Source organism: Acinetobacter sp. CAU_H_56, assembly GCF_058599425.1.
In genome coordinates this window covers 2,785,069-2,803,435 of record NZ_CM178654.1, presented here as the reverse complement: position 1 = coordinate 2,803,435, position 18,367 = coordinate 2,785,069, and the positions used below count along the sequence as shown (strand labels likewise).

Here is an 18,367-nt window from a genome sequence, read left to right as displayed (position 1 = left end):
TGTGACCCAGTCGGGAAGTGAAAATCTCCTCGACACACGGAGAAAAAAATTGAAAGACTTGCTCGATATCATGCGCAAAAAGACGGATTCCGACGGTCATGCTCCAGTAGAGTTTGATCGCATCCGTATTGGTCTTGCGTCACCAGAAATGATTAAGTCGTGGTCTCATGGTGAAGTTAAAAAGCCAGAAACCATTAACTACCGTACGTTCAAACCAGAACGTGACGGTTTATTCTGTGCCAAAATCTTTGGTCCAGTAAAAGATTACGAATGCTTGTGTGGTAAATACAAGCGCATGAAATACAAAGGCGTCATTTGTGAAAAATGTGGCGTTGAAGTAACAACTGCGAAAGTTCGTCGTGAGCGTATGGGTCACATCGAATTGGCTTCTCCAGTTGCACACATCTGGTTCTTGAAATCACTTCCTAGCCGTATCGGTCTTTTATTAGACATGACGCTACGTGATATCGAACGCGTATTGTATTTCGAATCTTATGTTGTCACTGACCCAGGTATGACTCCATTTGAGAAATACCAACTTCTTAACGATGAAGAATACTTCAATGCGTTAGAAGAACACGGTGATGAATTCACTGCGAAAATGGGTGCAGAAGCGGTTCAAGACTTGCTTAAAGATATCGATCTTGAAGCTGAAATTGCGCGTCTTCGTGAAGAAATTCCAAATACAACTTCAGAAACTAAGCTTAAAAAAGCCTCTAAGCGTCTGAAATTGATGGAAGCATTCAACGATTCGAACAACAAGCCAGAATGGATGGTGATGAACGTACTTCCTGTACTTCCACCAGATCTTCGTCCGCTTGTACCACTTGAAGGTGGTCGTTTCGCGACTTCTGATTTGAACGACCTTTACCGTCGTGTGATCAACCGTAACAACCGTTTAAAACGTCTTCTTGACCTTGCAGCTCCAGACATCATCGTACGTAACGAAAAACGTATGTTGCAAGAATCTGTAGATGCATTGCTGGATAACGGTCGTCGTGGTCGTGCGATTACTGGTTCTAACAAACGTCCTCTTAAATCTTTGGCAGATATGATCAAAGGTAAACAAGGTCGTTTCCGTCAGAACTTGTTGGGTAAACGTGTCGATTACTCTGGTCGTTCGGTAATTACCGTAGGTCCAAGCCTTCGTTTACACCAATGCGGTCTTCCTAAGAAAATGGCGCTTGAACTGTTCAAGCCATTCATCTTTGCGAAACTGCAAGCATCTGGTCAAGCAACAACCATTAAAGCTGCGAAGAAAATGGTTGAACGCGAAACTCCAGAAGTTTGGGACGTACTTGCATCAGTCATCCGTCAGCATCCAGTGATGTTGAACCGTGCGCCGACACTTCACCGTCTAGGTCTTCAAGCGTTTGAACCTATTCTGATTGAAGGTAAAGCGATCCGTCTTCACCCACTCGTATGTGCTGCGTTCAACGCCGACTTCGACGGTGACCAAATGGCGGTACACGTACCATTAACACTTGAAGCTCAGTTAGAAGCTCGTGCGTTAATGATGTCGACCAACAACATTCTGTCTCCAGCGAACGGTGAGCCAATCATCGTACCGTCTCAGGACGTTGTCTTGGGTCTTTACTACATCACTCGTGATGCGGTAAATGCCAAAGGTGAAGGCATGGTGTTCGCGGACACTGACGAAGTAAACCGTGCGCTTGCGACTGGTCAGGTGGATATGCACGCTCGCGTGAAAGCACGTGTACACCAAACCGTGATCAACGAAAACGGTGAACGTGAACAGCAAACGATTATCGTAGATACGACTCCTGGTCGCTGTCTGCTTTGGGAAGTTGTGCCTGAAGGTATGGACTTCCAGCAAATTAACGTTGAGATGACCAAAAAGAACATCTCTAAGTTAATCAACTCTTGCTACCGTAAACTGGGTCTGAAAGACACTGTTATCTTCGCTGACCAATTGATGTACCTTGGTTTCCGTCAAGCGACTCATTCTGGTGTTTCTGTTGGTATGGAAGACATGGTCATTCCACCACAAAAACAAGCGATTATCGGGAAAGCCGAAGCTGAAGTTCGTGAAATCGAACAACAGTTCGAACAAGGTTTCGTAACTGCCGGCGAACGTTATAACAAAGTGGTCGATATCTGGGCGCGTACAAACGACCAGGTAGCGAAAGCGATGATGGACAACTTGTCATTCACGACTGTTAAGAACAAACAGGGTGAGGATGAGAAACAGAAATCATTCAACAGCATCTACATGATGTCTGACTCTGGTGCCCGTGGTTCCGCAGCTCAGATTCGTCAGTTGGCTGGTATGCGTGGTCTGATGGCGAAACCAGATGGTTCGATCATTGAAACGCCTATTAAAGCGAACTTCCGTGAAGGTTTGACAGTACTTCAGTACTTCATTTCAACACACGGTGCACGTAAAGGTTTGGCCGATACAGCACTGAAAACAGCGAACTCAGGTTACCTGACTCGTCGTCTGGTAGACGTTGCGCAAGACTTAGTCATCACTGAGCCGGATTGTGGTACGTTGTCTGGTCTTGTTATGACTCCGTTCATTCAAGGCGGTGACGTGATCGAGAACCTGGGTACTCGAGTACTGGGTCGTGTAGTTGCTGAAGATGTGAAACGTGCAGGTACTGAAGAAGTTATTCTGCCGCGTAACACATTGATCGACGAAAAACTTGCAAACTACCTGGAAGAGCAAGGTGTCGATGAAGTTAAAGTACGTTCAGTCGTATCTTGTGAATCTACTTTCGGTGTTTGTGCGAAATGTTACGGTCGTGACCTTGCACGCGGTCACTTGGTAAACCCAGGTGAATCTGTGGGTGTTATGGCTGCTCAGTCGATTGGTGAGCCGGGTACACAGTTAACCATGCGTACATTCCACGTAGGTGGTGCTGCGAGCCGAACTTCTGCTGCAAACAGCGTACAAGTTCGTAACAAAGGTACTGTACGTTTCCACAATGTGAAAACTGTACAGCATGCGAAAGGTCACTTGGTATCAACTTCACGTTCAGGTGAAATCGGTATTGCAGATGAGATCGGTCGTGAGCGTGAACGTTACAAACTGCCATACGGTGCATCTATCCTGATCAAGGATGGTGAAGGCGTAGAAGCAGGCGGTATCGTAGCGACTTGGGATCCGCATACACATCCACTGGTTACAGAAGTTGCCGGTAAAGTTCGCTTCAGCCAGATCGCTGATGGTGTAACTGCAACATCGAAAACTGATGATGCAACAGGTATGACGACTGTTGAAATCTTGCCTGTAACTTCGCGTCCAGCGTCTGGTAAAGATTTACGTCCAGCAGTTGTGCTTGATACCGTAGATGGCGGCGAACAGTTCTACTTCCTGCCACAAAACACTATTCTTTCTGTCCGTGATGGCGAAACAATTGGTGTGGGTGACGTTATCGGTCGTGTACCACAAGAATCTTCACGTACTCGTGATATTACCGGTGGTCTGCCACGTGTTGCTGACTTGTTCGAAGCACGTAAGCCGAAAGAACACGCGATCCTTGCAGAAGTGTCAGGTGTTGTAAGCTTCGGTAAAGAGACCAAAGGTAAAAACCGTCTGGTGATTACTCCGGATGATGGTTCTGAGATCTACGAAGAGCTGATTCCGAAATGGCGTACCATTAACGTGTTCGAAGGCGAACATGTGAACCGTGGTGAAACCATTTCTGATGGTCCACAGAACCCGCATGACATCTTACGTCTGAAAGGTGAAGTGGCGTTGACCAACTACATCGTGAACGAAGTTCAGGACGTTTACCGTCTGCAAGGTGTAAAAATCAACGATAAACACATCGAAGTGATCGTACGTCAAATGCTGCGTAAAGTGGACATCACTGACGGTGGCGATACAAGCTTCATCAAAGGCGAACAAGTGGATTACATCCGTGTGATGCAAGAGAACCAAGCTGTTCTTGCGCAAAACAAGTTCCCTGCGAAATTTGAACGTCAATTGATGGGTATTACCAAAGCGTCGCTTTCTACTGACTCGTTCATCTCTGCTGCATCGTTCCAGGAAACCACTCGTGTGTTAACTGAAGCGGCTGTAACAGGTAAAGAAGATGATCTACGCGGTCTGAAAGAAAACGTAGTTGTAGGTCGTCTGATCCCAGCGGGTACAGGTCTGGCTTACCACTTAGAGCGTCGTCGTCAAGAAGCAGAAGCTGCAGAATTTGAACTGCACAATGACTTCTCTGATGTAGACCAAGCGTTGAGCCAAGCATTCAGCGATGAATTTAACGGTCTGTAATTAGCCGCTAAATCATTTTAAAAAAGCCACCTTCGGGTGGCTTTTTTATTTCTCAAATTATATATATTTATATTGCTAGAAAAGATCAGATTATCTGGTAGTTACTTGTCCTAAATATGGAGAAATCATCAATAAAACATGATCTTTCATGCGCTCTTTACAAAATAAATCATGAAGGTTTCAAGATTTAACATCTTGTTATGAATCGCTCCTTAAAATCAGGTTAATCTTAAGTCAAAGCACGAAGGAAGGCCAAGATCATGAAAAAGTTAATGAGCGTAATGGCTGTTGCAACTATCTCCACTTTTATGTTGGCAGGCTGTGAAAATATGTCTGCTAAAGATCAGCGTATTGGCGCAGCTGCGCTCGGTGGTGCAGTGGGTGGTGGTGTAGGTAACAGAGTAGGTGGTGGTGTTGGTGCAGCAGTTGGCGGTGGTGCCGGTGCAGCAGTCGGTAGTAAAGCTCAAGGTGGTTCAAACCGTAATGCGACCTATAGTGGTGTCGGTGGTGCTGTAGGTTCTGCAGTGGGTAAAAGCATCTTTGGCGGTACAGGTGGGGCTGCAATTGGTGGTGCCATCGGTGGTGGTGCTGGTGCAGCGATCGAACAGAATAACCGTCGTCGTTAATCGACAGAACTATCCTCCAGATAGATTTAAAAGCGCCTCCATGGCGCTTTTAGTTTATTCAATTTCGTTATTTAGCTTCTCGAAGCTTGCCTTTGCTCTGTTTAAGGCGGATATAAACGGTCTTTTGTACCTCAGCGATACGCACACCGGAATCATCATAAATATTGAGCTGATACTGGCGATAAACCGGACTATGGTCAGCTGCCAGTTCTTTTACTGTTTGTACTTCCTGCCTGGAAATCCGGATGTCCGCATAGACCGTTCCACGTCCTGGCGCTAGAAACTGAATGGTAGAGCTTTTATCCCAGACAATGTATTTCGGACCCAGATGGTGCATCAGCAATAACATATAAAAAGGATCGACCATGGAATACAGGCTGCCACCAAAATGTACTCCGACAATATTCTGATTTTTGCGAGTCAGTGGCATTTTCACGCGAACGTGATAATTGGCAAAATCCATTTCATCAATGACAATGCCTGCTCCACGATAAGGGGCATAGCGATTCAGGATAAATTTGGATAACAAGGGCAGTTGCTGAATTTTTCGTAATAGGCTCATGCGGATATTCTTTTTTCTGGTCTTGTATGCATACTAGAACAACAAAAATAAGCTGGCATTGATAAATCGTGCCTATTTCAACAATAAAAGAGTCAATCAGCGAATAAGGATACATCTATGCAAAGACATAGCCAGTGGGTAGATACCCGCGATCATCAACGTCTCTATGTGAAAGCCTGGGGCGAGCCTGAGCGACCGGCTTTGGTGCTGGTTCATGGTTATCCTGACCATCAGGATGTTTGGGAAGCGGTGATTTCTCACCTCGTTCAGGATTATTTTGTGGTGACCTATGATGTGCGCGGAGCAGGAGGCTCCAGCGTTCCCAAGAAAATTCGGCATTATCGTCTGGAACGCCTGTGTGCAGATTTAGAGCAAGTGATCGATCAGGTCTTGCCGGGACGAGCTTTCCACCTTGCGGCTCATGACTGGGGTTCAATCCAGGCTTGGGAAGTGGTCACCGAACCTAAATTTAAAGGCCGGATTTTGTCTTTTAGCACCATGTCAGGTCCATGTCTGGATCATGCTGCTTTCTGGATGCGTGAACAGTTTAAACAGCATAAGCCCAAGTTCTTTAAACAGATGACCAGGTCCTGGTATATCGCGGTATTCCAGTTGCCTTTTATAGCGCCTACCGCATGGAATTTCTTTAATGCAGAACGTTGGGGCAAAATGATCAGTCAGCTGGAACAGCAGGAAAATCTGCCGCTAAACCAGAATATTGTCAAAGACGGAAAATATGGCGTTAATCTGTATCGGGCGAACTTTTTACCGCGTTTATCTCGACCTAGACAGCGTTTTGCAGTCTGTCCGGTACAGGCAATTGTGCTCAAGAAGGACCAGTTTGTTGGCCCAGATCTGATTGATGAAATGCCAAAATGGGTAAAAGATTTTTCCCGGGTAGAATTAAATGCCAATCACTGGGCGATTTTGAGCCAGCCGGAACAGGTGGCTCATCTAATCCATAATTTTATTCAGCAGAAATTAACAGCGACCATCTGATACGGAGATTGGGAACGTGACTCGGCAAGGGATAAGTGGAAGAATTTTTATCCGGATTTTCTGATAAAATAGCCGTTTTCTCTCATTCCCAATTCATTATGTTCGCAATTCTTGCTGCTATTGGAGTCATGTTTGGACTCTCATTGGCACGTGTACCTGTGGTTTTTGCCCTGGTCATTGGTGCTGTTACGGGTGGTTTGCTGGCAGGTCTTGGCCTCCAGGGAACTTTAGACGCATTTAACAATGGTCTGGGCGGTGGCGCTAAAATTGCCTTGGCTTATGGCATCTTGGGTGCCTTTGCTTTGGCCTTGGCACGTTCCGGTTTGCCTGACTTGCTGGCCTATAAAATGATCACTACCTTAAAAGGTGAGGCATCAGAAAAGGCACAGAGCAAGGTTAAATATCTGATCTTCTGTACAGTCGCATTGGCTGCCGTTTTCTCGCAAAACGTGATTCCAGTGCACATCGCCTTTATTCCGGTTCTGATTCCACCGTTATTGCTGGTATTTAACCATCTGAAGCTGGATCGCCGTTTGGTGGCCTGTCTGCTGACCTTTGGTCTGGTGGGAACATATATGCTGGTTCCAGTCGGTTTTGGTGCCATCTTCCTGAATGATATTCTGGGCCATAACATCAATACCTTTGGTAAACCTTATGGCTTTGAGATTACTTATGACCAGATTCCCGCTGCGATGGCAATTCCGGTCTCAGGTATGTTCGTGGGTTTGCTGGTAGCCATGTTTATCAGCTACCGTAAGCCACGTCTTTATAAAGATATCCATGTGGAACAGCAGCAAAGTATCTCTGCTGAACTGGGTGTAGAACAAAAATCAGCGAAACCACAAATTGCCAAACTGACCATCTGGATGGCAGCGATCGCGGTGATTGCAACTCTTGTGGTACAGCTCTATTCAGATTCGATGATTCTTGCCGGTCTGGTCGGTGTCGCAATCTTGAGTTGTGCCGGAATCTTTAAATGGAAAGAAGCAGATGATGTGATCATCACCGGTATGCGTATGATGGCTCTGGTTGGCTTTATCATGATTGCCGCGCAAGGTTTTGCTGCCGTGATTGAGGCAACAGGACAGGTTCCTGCGCTGGTTGAAGCGTCGGTTGACTGGATTGGTAATAGCCAGGCACTTGCAGCCTTTTTAATGTTGTTGATTGGTCTGCTGATTACTCTGGGTATCGGTTCATCCTTCTCTACCATTCCGATTCTGGCGATTATTTATGTACCGCTCTGCATTCAATTTGGTTTTAGTCCTGCAGCAACTATTGCGATCATCGGGACTGCGGCTGCTTTGGGTGATGCCGGCTCTCCAGCATCAGATTCAACTCTAGGTCCAACATCCGGTCTGAATATGGATGGTCAGCATGACCATATGAAGGATAGTGTGGTTCCAACCTTCATTCATTTTAATATTCCGCTTATCATTTTTGGCTGGATTGCAGCCATGGTTCTGTAAGTTCTTTTTAATCTGCTCTGATATAAATCGGAGCAGATTTGCCTAGATTTAAAATAAATTATAAGATGTATTTAAAATATATGTTTAAATAAAAAATTAATATAAACCTGATTATTTTACTCTGAATATTATTATTTTAATCTGATTAATTTACTGGGTATTTAAAACCAACCAATATGGTCGATTTAAAATAAATATATAATAATTACATATACTTAAATAATAAATAAAAATTAGTTTTAAAACCTCTATTGCATATTAATTTAAGCCATGTTTATTATTAATTAAGGTTTATTTTTCTTGATAATTATTCTTCCCATGGGGTATTCAAAATGTTAAAGCAAGTTGCTCTAATTGCATTAATGGGTCTTTCAGCATCTGCAATGGCAGGTGAGTGGCAAGTTAAAGTTGGTGCATCAGCATTAGCTCCGACTGAATCAGTTTCATTAGGTGATTTAAAAGTTGAAGCTGATAATGAATTAGCATTTACACCATCTGTTGAATATTTCTTTAATGACAATATTTCTACCGAATTACTTCTTGCTGCTCCAATCAAACATGATGTACTTGTGAATGGTGGAGAAGCTGTAAGTATTAAACACTTGCCACCAACATTGACTGCTAAATATCACTTTAAAAACTCAACTCGCTTTACGCCATATATTGGTGTAGGTGGCACAGCATTTATTGCTTGGGATGAGTCAGGTATTGCTAAAGATGTGAAAGAAGACTTTGGTTTTGCAGGTCAAGTAGGCTTCAACTACCAGCCAGCAGATGCAAAAAATTGGGGTATATTCTTTGATGCTCGTTATGCTCAGTTAAGCCCAGAGGTAACTCTAAATGCTGATACCGCTGCAGAATTAGGAGTTGAAAAATTTGATCTTGATATTGATCCAGTGATTTACACTTTGGGTTATAGCTACAAATTCTAAGTTCCAATTTTTTGGTTCACTTTTTCCAAAAGCCTCATCAAGAATGGGGCTTTTTTTCAAAATAACAACGATTTATAACGTATTGAAATTGAGCAGATTGGCAATACTCAAATATATTAAAACGAATAAAGTAAATATTAATTGAATACGACTTAATAATAAGGAAGATCAAAGCATGAGTTTTTTGTCGAAGAGCCTTTTGATCTTCAGCACGCTGTTTATTTCACAGAGTTATGCTGCCAGTTTTAATTGTCAGAAAGCGACAACCGCGACTGAGAAAACAATTTGTGAACATCGTTTGCTGAATGATGCGGATGTCAAAATGAGTACCAGCTATAACATCTTGCGCCGTATGGTGCCGATGGGAACACGTTCGGTGATTCAACGTGATCAGGTGAAATGGCTGCAGTTCCGTGACCGCTGCCAGGAATCCGTATCCTGCTTGAGCCAGGTTTATAACATGCGTCAGCAGCAGCTTGATCTGCATTTTGATCGTATCTATAAAATGGGGCCTTATTAAGTCTTGTCCATCCCATCAATTAAACTGATAAAAATGAAAGCCATAAAAATATTTTTTGCGAAAAAATTATTTTGAGGCTATTGAAAATTATTGAACTCACTCCATTCATATAGGCAACAGTTAACATCTGTATCTAAAATAATAGGAGTGATTCATGAGCGATTTAAGCGTACAAAAACACAGTTTCCAGGCTGAGGTAGCGCAGTTACTGCACCTCGTGACCCATTCGCTTTATTCAAATCCTGAAATTTTCCTGCGTGAATTGATTTCTAATGCTTCAGATGCATGTGACAAATTACGTTTTGAAGGGATCAACCATCCTGAATATTATGAAAATGATCCTGATCTCCGCGTTCGTGTCAGCCTCGATCCAGAAAATAAAACTATTACCATTTCAGATAACGGGATCGGTTTAAGCCAGCAAGAAGCCATTGAAAATCTGGGGACAATTGCCAAATCAGGGACCAAAGACTTTATGTCAAAACTGACGGGGGATCAGAAAGCTGATGCGCAGCTGATTGGCCAGTTTGGTGTCGGTTTCTACTCAGGCTTTATTGTGGCTGACAAGATTACCGTAGAATCACGCCGTGCCGGTACAGATGCCTCAGAAGGGGTACGCTGGATCAGTGGCGGTACCGGTGAATTCGAAGTTGAACAGATCACCAAAGAAGGTCGTGGTACCGATATTATTCTGCATCTGCGTGAAGATGCGCTGGATTATCTGCAAAGCTATAAAGTCAAACAGATCATCAATAAATACTCAGATCACATCAGCTTGCCAATCCAGATGCAAAAAGAAGTCTGGCAGGAAGAAGAAGCTGCTGAAGGGGAAACACCAAAAGGCGGTCAATATGTGAAGACCGATGAGTGGGAAGCGATTAACTCGGCCAGCGCATTGTGGACTCGGAATAAATCTGAGATTACTGAAGAGCAATATACCGAATTCTATAAAAACCTGACTCATGATTTTGCTGCCCCATTGGCTTGGGCGCATAACCGTGTTGAAGGTAGTACTGAATATACCCAACTGCTTTATATCCCAAGCAAGGCACCACAGGATATTTTCACCCGTGAAGCGAAGGCCGGCATCAAGCTGTATGTGAAACGTGTGTTCATTATGGATGATGCGGATAACCTGATTCCAAACTATCTGCGCTTTGTACAGGGCGTGGTAGACAGTGCCGATCTACCATTGAACGTGAGCCGTGAATTGCTGCAGGAAAGCCGTGATGTGAAAACCATCCGTGAAGGCAATACCCGCCGTATTCTGACCACTTTGGATAATCTGGCAAAATCTGAAGATGAAAAAGATCAGGAAAACTTCAAAACTTTCTACCGCGAATTTGGTGCGGTGCTGAAAGAAGGTTTAGGTGAAGATTTCGGTAACCGCGAACGCATCTTGAAACTGCTGCGCTATGCGACTTCAACCAATGATGAAGTAAGCACTTCATTGGCGGACTATAAAGCACGCATGAAAGAAGGCCAGAAAGCGATTTACTACATTACCGCTGAAAGCCTGAATGCTGCGAAAAACTCACCGCAACTGGAAGTGTTCAAGAAAAAAGGCATTGAAGTATTGCTGATGTCAGAGCGTGTCGATGAATGGGCAATGAACTTTGTGCATGAGTTCGATGGTACACCATTGCAAAATGTCTCTAAGGGTGCAGTGGATCTAGGTGATCTGCAAGATGCGGAAGAGAAAAAAGCACTTGAAGCGGCTGCTGAACAGTTTAAACCTGTGGTTGAAAAGCTAACAGATTCTTTGAAAGACAAAACCAAAGAAGTACGTGTAACAACTCGTCTAGTCGACTCTCCAGCCTGTCTGGTTACAGGAGAAGGGGAGCTTTCTCCACAACTGATTCGTATGCTGAAAGATGCAGGTCAGCCTGTACCGGATGTGAAGCCGATTCTGGAGATTAACCCGGAACATCCACTGGTGAAAAAACTGGAAGGTTCTGCCCAGTTTGATGATCTGGCCAATGTGATCTTTGATCAGGCAATGATTGCAGAAGGTGGACTACCAGAAAATCCGGCTGAGTATGTAAAACGTATTAACAGTCTATTATTGGGTTAATTTTTATATTTCAAAAATCCCTCTACGGAGGGATTTTTTATGTTCTGAATTTAGCGTTTAAAACTTGAATTCCCCCTTTAATGATTTAAAAAAGCGATAGCCAGAATAAAAAAATACCTTTAGGTTTTGAATCTAAAAAATAGATAATAATTAAAATATTAATTTATAATAACGATTATTAAGTTAAGAGAATTCTCCCATGAAAAAATCACTGATGATGAGTCTGAGTACAATCATTCTGGTATCAATGAGCGCAGCCACAATGGCCGATACTGAGTCCAAAAAAGTGACTCGTAGTGATCATATTAGTTTTCAGGCACCCATGAAAAAAGAAGCGCCAAAGGTAAAACGAATGCAGCGTACAGACCGCGCAGTATGGAATATGCCACAGATGGAACGGCCTTCTTTGCAGCAAAAACGTGTGATTCGTAGTGATCGAATTACCTTTACGACGGTTGAGCACCGCCAATAAAAACTCATTGGATTCAGACATTAAAAAGCCCATATTTTATGGGCTTTTATAGTTTCGGATTTATTCAAATTTAGAAAATAGCCTCAAGACGTACCATCGCACCCAGATAATGGCTGCGGTCCAGTCGGTCATCATTCAGGTAGTTCAGGTCGCCCTGGACAAAGAACCATTCACGTAAAAAAGGTTGCCTCCAGGACACATAAGGTCCCCAGCGATTTAAGCGTAAGTCTTTATCATCCAGATAGCCGCCCGTATAAATACCATAGTTAAAGCGGTTGCCTTGGAAAAATTGATGCTGCCTGAAAGTATAGTTATCCCAAGTCAGATCGTCTTCCTGCTCATCTGCATAGGTCAGACTTAACTGATTGGAAAAAAAGGCCTCATTGGGACGGGCATGAATCAGTTCCAGGTTGGTTCGCAAATAGTTTTCACTCTGCAATCCATAACGATAAATCTGTTCGGCATGAAAAGAGAAGTCATTCTGCATCGCCCAGTCTTTACTGATTTTGGCCCGTATATAGATATCATCCCCAGAACGTACCCCCAGATCCAGATCGCTATCGAAAGGTAGGCCGTTCGAAAATTCTGACCAGCGTAGTGCAAACGAGCTGTTGTTTTCGCGGGTACGGCGAATATCCAGATTTTTATCCCGGGCATTGCCAGGATTTTCATTGGTAATCGCGACATTGGTGTCCAGTTCGTTATCCAGACTGTCATCACCAAAGACCAGACTTAACCTTTGTTCCAAGGTTGGAAGCTTGATTTTTCCTCGAATCCTCGGCTTGATTTCATAGTTTTCATATTTGTCCCAGCTATTATCCAGGATGATTCGCAAAGTCGCAGTTGCTGGCTCATCCGGGTTGGTCTGGCCAAACCAGTTATCAATCTTATGTGCGGTGCGGTCTGCCCATTCACGGATTCTTTTCTGCTTTTTGTCAGCCCAAGATTTATCTTCTGTTTCCTCAGTGGTGGGCACCATCGCTTCGTCTGACTGTTCAGGTAAAATCGTGGGCGTGGCATCGATCAAGCGTGGAATCTGATCTAAAATACCTGTACCTGTACCTGTACCTGTACCTGTACCTGTACCTGTACCTGTAGGTTGTTCTGTTTTTGTAGGTTCTGTAGGAGATGCTTCTGCCCAAACTGGGCTACTACTTAATCCCACGCCAAGTGATAGCAATAAGATTCGAGTAATTTGGTTTATTCGCATGAGTTGATTCTTGCTCTTATCGTATTTTATTTACTGCGCTAGTTTTCTAAAAAATAAGGAAAAAAAGCAAGGATAAACTACATAACTACATCAATTATTTAATGATTTGTGCCTGAATTGCCATATAAAGATCTAAAACCCGTACCGGCTGTGACAATCCTAAAACAATTTGATGAATTTTTTGCCAATTCAAATCCTTATCACGTTTGAGCATTAAATAAGGATAAGCGATTTCCTGATTGGACAATGCCAGGCGACGTTCTCCATGAATCACCCGAATTTTCTGATGTTCCTGTAGCAATAAAATTGGAGTAGAAAAATCAGCGGGCGCTTCCTCAAAATTGATAAATTTCTTTTGATGAATACACCGAGCCGGAATATAGGCATAGCTTTCCTCAGGCATCCAGACCGTTTCGGCTTGTTGCAGATATATTTCACTGAAAAGATCTATCTGATCAAGACAGGCACCTAAAGCTGCCCATGATATGGATTTTATCTCTATACAACACCGTCCACGCTGCGTGCCCCAGTACTGGATACAGGAATTGGCCTGCAAGAGACTCGGTGCGCCCAAGAGCATCAGGTATTTCAGACCTTGCCCTTGCTGATCGGTCTGCATGACAAGATAAACAGGACGGGCCTGCCAGTGGTCTTCCTCAGCATAATATAGTGCTATTTCCAGATCAGCCGGTTGGGAAGCAGCCGGTTGTAATTCCAGGGCGCAGAGACACCGTATAGTCGCTCCAGTATGTTCTAAGGGGTGCAGCAGGGCAGAGAATTCACCTAGCTGTATAGATTCAGGGAAAGTAATGTGTTCATCTAGCACCGGACTAGAGGATGAATTATCCGTATTGTTTATTTCTATAGACAGTTCAGCTGTTTTAACTTCTATTTCGCTAGTTGCTCTGTCTAAATCAGGTTCGATTGTTTTAGACAGTTGAGGTGCAGTGATCTTGGTTTGAATCTGCAAACTACCCTGATGATAACGCGCAATTTCCAGGGTAAGTGTATCGAATTCGGCGTCCTGAACAGATAAAGCCGGAATACTCAGTTGAGGATCGAGAGGAAAATATGCGCCTTGTTGCTGTTGCTGCAAAAGCCAGTGATGGCAATTTGCTAATTCATCCCATTCACCATGTAAAAAATCAGATTGCTCTACAGGACCCAGCCAGATTTGCCAGCCTTGTTGTGGCTGATGCAAAAAGGCCCAGCCTGTTTCTCTATGTGCAATCAGTGCCTGTTGCAGCTGGACAGGATCCTTAAAATAACCGCGATAACAATGATGAAACTGAGTGCTTGCTGCAAACTGATGTGCTGTCAGCTCAGGCTGAACACGGGATTTAAAACTTAAAATCTGATTTTTAAAAACAGGTTCATCACAGAGATGAAAAATATCCTGGAGTCGTTTTTTGGTTCGGGCGGCTTCATATAAACTGAGGGATTTATGTTCTAATTGCTGCCCCAATTCGTTTAATTCTTTAATTAATTTTGCTTTTTCTAAAGCATTCATTTTAGCTCTCTAGATATATTTGAGTGCTTTATCCAGTGTTTTGGCCATGATCATATTGACCGCAAGTTCTACCAGTTTGTATTCGGTAGAGTTGGGATCTGGATAACGCTCAGCCATTTCAATCAAAAAATCCACAGAAACCGCCTGCGGAGAAATTTTTCCCTGTATTAATGCTTGAAGCTGGTTCATAACAAGAAAGTCTGAAATCCATAAAAGATCAGGTTCTGATTATAAGCATCTGATTGACAAAATACTTGATTATTTTGAGTATTTTTTAAGCGAATTTGGTAGTTGTTTTTGAATAAAAAGTGAACGAAATCAAAATAAAATAAAAAATAATGAGGTTTTTAATGCTCGCTAAACAGAAGAGCAAGTTAGATTTTTAAAATCCGGAAATAAAAACAGGCTGAATAATTCAGCCTGCTGGGAGATTTCGCTTAAAGACTTAAGCCGCTTTTTCAGTTTCTGCAGTCGCAGTATCTGTTGCTACAGTTTCAACTGGTGCTTTGCTCACAGGGAAATCTGGAAGATAAACCACTTGAGCCATTTGTGCTGAAGCTTGTAGAGAAAAAGCCATCACAGTTGCTGCGCATAAAAATTTAACAGTTTTCATAACATGACCTTTTGATATCTGGGTGTTCAAGAGCTTGAACAAGAAAAAAGTTAGTCCTAAATCACGTGAAAATAATATCAAATGGCAATTAATAAAAAATGATCAAATCGGCAAGAAAAGCAACTAATTCTAGATAAAATACTCTATAAAACAATATATTAGAATATTTGCTCTAGATGGTTTTGGATTGTTTTTTATACATTTTTTAGATGCTTTAGAAGATTCTGGGTGAATATTTCTTTTGCGATTATTTAAAGCTAAAGGTCTCGATTTAAATTTTTTAAAGCAGTAAGGGCAGATTAGTATTTGTTCATTCCCTGTAAGTTTTTGCTATTGCTTGTTTACTACGAGCTGTAGAGAAATTTAAATCAACTAAGATAAATGCTTCTATCTTCACAGAGTGAGTGTTGAATCATGGCAATTGCAAAAGTGGTAGAAGTCAATTCAAGCAGTAGTAAAAGCTTTGAGGATGCAATTCAAAGTGGCATCGCGAAAGTCACAGAAACGATTAAAAACGTTCAAGGTGCCTGGATCAATGAACAGAAAGTCGTCATTAATGACAATAAAATTACCGAATATCGTGTCAATCTAAAGATCAGTTTTCTGGTTGAATAATTCATATCATCCATAAAAAAATCCCCATCTTGAATGGGGATTTTTAATTTGATTTAGTTTTTACTCAGGCTTTGCCGGAACATCACAAGCATCTGTAGAACACTGATCAGCTGCTGGCTGTTCCTGTGGCTCCTCTAATGCTTTTTCAAGGACTTGCAAGAAAACTTCCTTCGGCTGAGCACCTGCCAAAGCAATGCGTTGATCAAATACAAAGAACGGAACACCGGTAACTTTGAGCTGGTCACGTGCTACTTCCTGGTCAAATTTAACAAAGTCGGCAAATTCTTCTGAGTCCAGTACATCATCCACTTCCACCGGATTCAGGCCGATACGGGCCGCGACATCTTCCAGCGTTTCACGTTCGCCAATCGCCAGACCTTGGGTCATGTAGCTATAGAAAAAAGCTTCCTGTGCTTCGTTGCCCAAGCCTTTGCTTTGCGCGAGGTGGATGATGCGGTGCGCATTCAAGGTGTTACCTGAGTTGGCACCTTCCCAGTTAAATTCAATCCCTTCAGCTTTGGCCATTTCAGCAATATTGCGCTGCATGTCTTCAACTTCTGCGACTGAACGGCCGTATTTTTGTGCCAAGCGCTCAGAATTGGAAATTTCCTGACGGACTGGTGCTTCAGGATCTAACTGAAAGCTATGCCAATGTACTTCAAGCTCAATCCCTGCTTCTTGTGCAGCGGCTTCCAGACGTTTTTTACCAATATAGCAGAAGGGGCAGACCACATCTGACCAAATATCTACGCGCATGTTATGTCTCTAATCTTAGTCTTGTTGCAAGTATGAGGGTGAAGAATCGGAATTTAAAGCCCTGCGTTCAGACTAAGCGCAGTTTAATCATTCAAAATATTTAAGAAGTTAAGCTGATCAGATTTTTATAGATGGATCTGTCTTTGTTTATTTATTATTTTTCTCATAAAAAAACGCCCCGTAGGGCGTTTTTTGAATGCAGGTAATTATGCAGTTTTTACCGCAGCTTCAACAGCAAGCATATGACCATTTTCTTCGAAGTTTGAGTGCCAAGAAAGTGCTTCACGAAGAAGATGAGGGGTATGGCCGCCTTTTGCACATGCACGGTCAAAGTAATCATTCAACGCATCGCGGTACATTGGGTGCGCACAGTTATCAATTACTGCACGTGCACGCTCACGCGGAGCCAGACCACGAAGATCTGCCAGACCTTGTTCTGTTACCAGGATGTCAACATCGTGTTCAGCATGGTCTACGTGAGACGCGAATGGAACCACTGAAGAGATGTCGCCACCTTTCGCGATTGATTTGGTCACGAAGATTGCCAGGTGTGCATTACGAGCGAAGTCACCTGAACCACCGATACCGTTCATCATTTTGGTACCACAAACGTGAGTTGAGTTCACGTTACCGTAAATATCGAATTCAAGCGCAGTGTTGATACCGATAATACCTAAACGACGTACCAGTTCAGGGTGATTAGAGATTTCTTGTGGACGTAATACAAGTTTGTCTTTGTAGTGCTCAAGGTTGTTAAATACTTTCTCGCCGTATTTTGCAGAAAGTGTAATTGAAGAACCTGAGGCAAATTTCATTTTGCCTGCATCGATCAATTCAAAAGTACAGTCTTGCAGTACTTCTGAGTACATGATCAGGTCTTCGAAGTTAGATTCTTTCAGACCAGTCAATACTGCGTTTGCAATTGAACCGATCCCTGCTTGAAGAGGACCGAGGTTTTTCGGTAAACGCTCTTCAGCCACTTCTTTTTCAAAGAAAGCGATCAAGTGGTTGGCAATTGATTGAGTCTCATCATCTGGTGCGGTTACAGTTGATGGAGAGTCATGCAATTCATTATTGAATACGATACCTACGATTTTTGAAGGATCGATATTGATTGCATGTGTACCGATACGCTCATCCACTTGAGTCAATGGAATTGCTTGACGTGTTGGACGGTAAGTCGGGATGTAGATGTCGTGCAAGCCTTCAAATGCAGGACTTAAATTCGTGTTGATTTCAACAATTACTTTTTCAGCAAAAATTGCAAAGCTTGCTGAGTTACCTACAGAAGTTGTTGGAATGATGCCGCCATCTTCAGTGATCGCAACTGCTTCAATTACCGCTACATCAGGTTTTTTCAACTGCTGGTTACGCATCTGTTCAACTGTTTCAGACAAATGCTGATCGATGAACATCACTTCGCCTTTGTTGATCGCTTTACGTAAAGTGCTATCTACCTGGAATGGTAAACGACGTGCCAATACGCCTGCTTCAGTGAGTTGCTTGTCCAAATCGTTACCGAGTGATGCACCTGTGATCAACGTGATTTTCAGCGGATTTGCTTTTGCGCGTTGTACCAAAGCTAAAGGAACCGCCTTCGCTTCACCAGCGCGAGTAAAGCCACTCATACCCACAGTCATACCATCTTCGATGAATTCAGCAGCTTGTTCAGGGCTGATGACTTTGTTGTGTAGGGAGGCTAAACGGATACGATCTAAAGACATTTCAACTCTCATAAATTCTTAAATAATGATACGGATTGT

The 18,367-nt window shown here is 43.0% G+C and carries 16 protein-coding genes; 9 read left to right on the top strand and 7 right to left on the bottom strand.

Going from position 1 to position 18,367, the window contains the following annotated elements; all coding sequences use genetic code 11:
• Positions 1 to 49 precede the first annotated feature (49 nt).
• Complete coding sequence (rpoC, locus tag AC4MCC_RS13210) at positions 50 to 4,249, top strand: DNA-directed RNA polymerase subunit beta' (protein WP_491885430.1); 4,200 nt, start codon at positions 50 to 52, stop codon at positions 4,247 to 4,249.
• 260 nt (positions 4,250 to 4,509) lie between these two features.
• Entirely contained in the window at positions 4,510 to 4,875 is a 366-nt protein-coding gene (locus AC4MCC_RS13205) for a YMGG-like glycine zipper-containing protein (RefSeq protein WP_034170980.1), read from the top strand.
• A 67-nt stretch (positions 4,876 to 4,942) separates the two neighbouring features.
• Here the strand turns inward: AC4MCC_RS13205 and AC4MCC_RS13200 are convergent, their stop codons facing one another.
• Positions 4,943 to 5,437: a DUF4442 domain-containing protein gene (locus AC4MCC_RS13200; RefSeq protein WP_419375043.1), complete on the bottom strand. Its 495-nt coding sequence runs from the start codon at positions 5,435 to 5,437 to the stop codon at positions 4,943 to 4,945.
• Positions 5,438 to 5,554: 117 nt separating this feature from the next.
• On the opposite strand from AC4MCC_RS13200, the gene AC4MCC_RS13195 reads away from it, so the two are divergent.
• The 6 genes from AC4MCC_RS13195 to AC4MCC_RS13170 all read left to right on the top strand — a co-directional run bounded on the left by AC4MCC_RS13195 (position 5,555) and on the right by AC4MCC_RS13170 (position 11,900).
• Entirely contained in the window at positions 5,555 to 6,436 is an 882-nt protein-coding gene (locus tag AC4MCC_RS13195) for an alpha/beta fold hydrolase (RefSeq protein WP_491885429.1), read from the top strand.
• Positions 6,437 to 6,534: 98 nt separating this feature from the next.
• Positions 6,535 to 7,902, top strand: coding sequence for a Na+/H+ antiporter family protein (locus tag AC4MCC_RS13190; protein WP_180056293.1), 1,368 nt, complete (start codon positions 6,535 to 6,537; stop codon positions 7,900 to 7,902).
• A gap of 332 nt (positions 7,903 to 8,234) precedes the next feature.
• The gene (locus tag AC4MCC_RS13185) at positions 8,235 to 8,834 is read left to right on the top strand and encodes an OmpW/AlkL family protein (RefSeq protein WP_491885428.1); all 600 of its coding nucleotides are present in this window, start codon (positions 8,235 to 8,237) and stop codon (positions 8,832 to 8,834) included.
• A 175-nt stretch (positions 8,835 to 9,009) separates the two neighbouring features.
• Positions 9,010 to 9,354 carry a lysozyme inhibitor LprI family protein gene (locus tag AC4MCC_RS13180; protein ID WP_034170983.1) on the top strand — a complete coding sequence of 115 codons (345 nt, stop codon included), beginning with the start codon at positions 9,010 to 9,012 and terminating at the stop codon, positions 9,352 to 9,354.
• Between the two features lie 154 nt (positions 9,355 to 9,508).
• Positions 9,509 to 11,428 (top strand): molecular chaperone HtpG, encoded by a 1,920-nt coding sequence (htpG, locus tag AC4MCC_RS13175; protein ID WP_180025230.1) that lies wholly within the window; start codon positions 9,509 to 9,511, stop codon positions 11,426 to 11,428.
• A gap of 199 nt (positions 11,429 to 11,627) precedes the next feature.
• Positions 11,628 to 11,900, top strand: coding sequence for a hypothetical protein (locus AC4MCC_RS13170; protein WP_491885427.1), 273 nt, complete (start codon positions 11,628 to 11,630; stop codon positions 11,898 to 11,900).
• 70 nt (positions 11,901 to 11,970) lie between these two features.
• On the opposite strand, the gene AC4MCC_RS13165 is transcribed toward AC4MCC_RS13170, so the two are convergent.
• The 4 genes from AC4MCC_RS13165 to AC4MCC_RS13150 all read right to left on the bottom strand — a co-directional run bounded on the left by AC4MCC_RS13165 (position 11,971) and on the right by AC4MCC_RS13150 (position 15,233).
• Complete coding sequence (locus AC4MCC_RS13165; RefSeq protein ID WP_491885426.1) at positions 11,971 to 13,110, bottom strand: hypothetical protein; 1,140 nt, start codon at positions 13,108 to 13,110, stop codon at positions 11,971 to 11,973.
• Positions 13,111 to 13,204: 94 nt separating this feature from the next.
• Positions 13,205 to 14,620 carry a hypothetical protein gene (locus AC4MCC_RS13160; RefSeq protein WP_491885425.1) on the bottom strand — a complete coding sequence of 472 codons (1,416 nt, stop codon included), beginning with the start codon at positions 14,618 to 14,620 and terminating at the stop codon, positions 13,205 to 13,207.
• A gap of 9 nt (positions 14,621 to 14,629) precedes the next feature.
• A complete protein-coding gene (locus AC4MCC_RS13155; RefSeq protein ID WP_419363850.1) occupies positions 14,630 to 14,809 on the bottom strand; it encodes a hypothetical protein in 180 nt (59 codons plus the stop codon).
• A gap of 256 nt (positions 14,810 to 15,065) precedes the next feature.
• Positions 15,066 to 15,233, bottom strand: a complete 168-nt coding sequence (locus AC4MCC_RS13150) for a hypothetical protein (protein WP_004781698.1) — start codon at positions 15,231 to 15,233, stop codon at positions 15,066 to 15,068.
• Positions 15,234 to 15,647: 414 nt separating this feature from the next.
• Here AC4MCC_RS13150 and AC4MCC_RS13145 point away from each other — a divergent pair, with 414 nt between their 5' ends.
• The gene (locus AC4MCC_RS13145; RefSeq protein ID WP_179991974.1) at positions 15,648 to 15,848 is read left to right on the top strand and encodes a dodecin family protein; all 201 of its coding nucleotides are present in this window, start codon (positions 15,648 to 15,650) and stop codon (positions 15,846 to 15,848) included.
• Between the two features lie 60 nt (positions 15,849 to 15,908).
• Here AC4MCC_RS13145 and AC4MCC_RS13140 read toward each other — a convergent pair whose 3' ends face one another.
• Both AC4MCC_RS13140 and scpC read right to left on the bottom strand, forming a co-directional pair.
• Positions 15,909 to 16,604, bottom strand: coding sequence for a DsbA family oxidoreductase (locus AC4MCC_RS13140; protein ID WP_491885424.1), 696 nt, complete (start codon positions 16,602 to 16,604; stop codon positions 15,909 to 15,911).
• Between the two features lie 206 nt (positions 16,605 to 16,810).
• Positions 16,811 to 18,328 carry a succinyl-CoA:acetate CoA-transferase ScpC gene (gene scpC / locus AC4MCC_RS13135; RefSeq protein WP_491885423.1) on the bottom strand — a complete coding sequence of 506 codons (1,518 nt, stop codon included), beginning with the start codon at positions 18,326 to 18,328 and terminating at the stop codon, positions 16,811 to 16,813.
• Positions 18,329 to 18,367 lie beyond the last annotated feature (39 nt).

Excerpts from the sequence above, each read along its gene's own strand:
- AC4MCC_RS13200 (WP_419375043.1), bottom strand. The coding sequence starts at position 5,437 with ATGAGCCTATTACGAAAAATTCAGCAACTGCCCTTGTTATCCAAATTT.
- AC4MCC_RS13140 (WP_491885424.1), bottom strand. The coding sequence starts at position 16,604 with ATGCGCGTAGATATTTGGTCAGATGTGGTCTGCCCCTTCTGCTATATT.
- AC4MCC_RS13155 (WP_419363850.1), bottom strand. The coding sequence starts at position 14,809 with ATGAACCAGCTTCAAGCATTAATACAGGGAAAAATTTCTCCGCAGGCG.
- htpG (WP_180025230.1), top strand. The coding sequence starts at position 9,509 with ATGAGCGATTTAAGCGTACAAAAACACAGTTTCCAGGCTGAGGTAGCG.
- AC4MCC_RS13205 (WP_034170980.1), top strand. The coding sequence starts at position 4,510 with ATGAAAAAGTTAATGAGCGTAATGGCTGTTGCAACTATCTCCACTTTT.
- AC4MCC_RS13150 (WP_004781698.1), bottom strand. The coding sequence starts at position 15,233 with ATGAAAACTGTTAAATTTTTATGCGCAGCAACTGTGATGGCTTTTTCT.
- AC4MCC_RS13190 (WP_180056293.1), top strand. The coding sequence starts at position 6,535 with ATGTTCGCAATTCTTGCTGCTATTGGAGTCATGTTTGGACTCTCATTG.
- AC4MCC_RS13195 (WP_491885429.1), top strand. The coding sequence starts at position 5,555 with ATGCAAAGACATAGCCAGTGGGTAGATACCCGCGATCATCAACGTCTC.
- AC4MCC_RS13185 (WP_491885428.1), top strand. The coding sequence starts at position 8,235 with ATGTTAAAGCAAGTTGCTCTAATTGCATTAATGGGTCTTTCAGCATCT.
- scpC (WP_491885423.1), bottom strand. The coding sequence starts at position 18,328 with ATGTCTTTAGATCGTATCCGTTTAGCCTCCCTACACAACAAAGTCATC.
- AC4MCC_RS13160 (WP_491885425.1), bottom strand. The coding sequence starts at position 14,620 with ATGAATGCTTTAGAAAAAGCAAAATTAATTAAAGAATTAAACGAATTG.
- AC4MCC_RS13180 (WP_034170983.1), top strand. The coding sequence starts at position 9,010 with ATGAGTTTTTTGTCGAAGAGCCTTTTGATCTTCAGCACGCTGTTTATT.
- AC4MCC_RS13165 (WP_491885426.1), bottom strand. The coding sequence starts at position 13,110 with ATGCGAATAAACCAAATTACTCGAATCTTATTGCTATCACTTGGCGTG.
- AC4MCC_RS13145 (WP_179991974.1), top strand. The coding sequence starts at position 15,648 with ATGGCAATTGCAAAAGTGGTAGAAGTCAATTCAAGCAGTAGTAAAAGC.
- AC4MCC_RS13170 (WP_491885427.1), top strand. The coding sequence starts at position 11,628 with ATGAAAAAATCACTGATGATGAGTCTGAGTACAATCATTCTGGTATCA.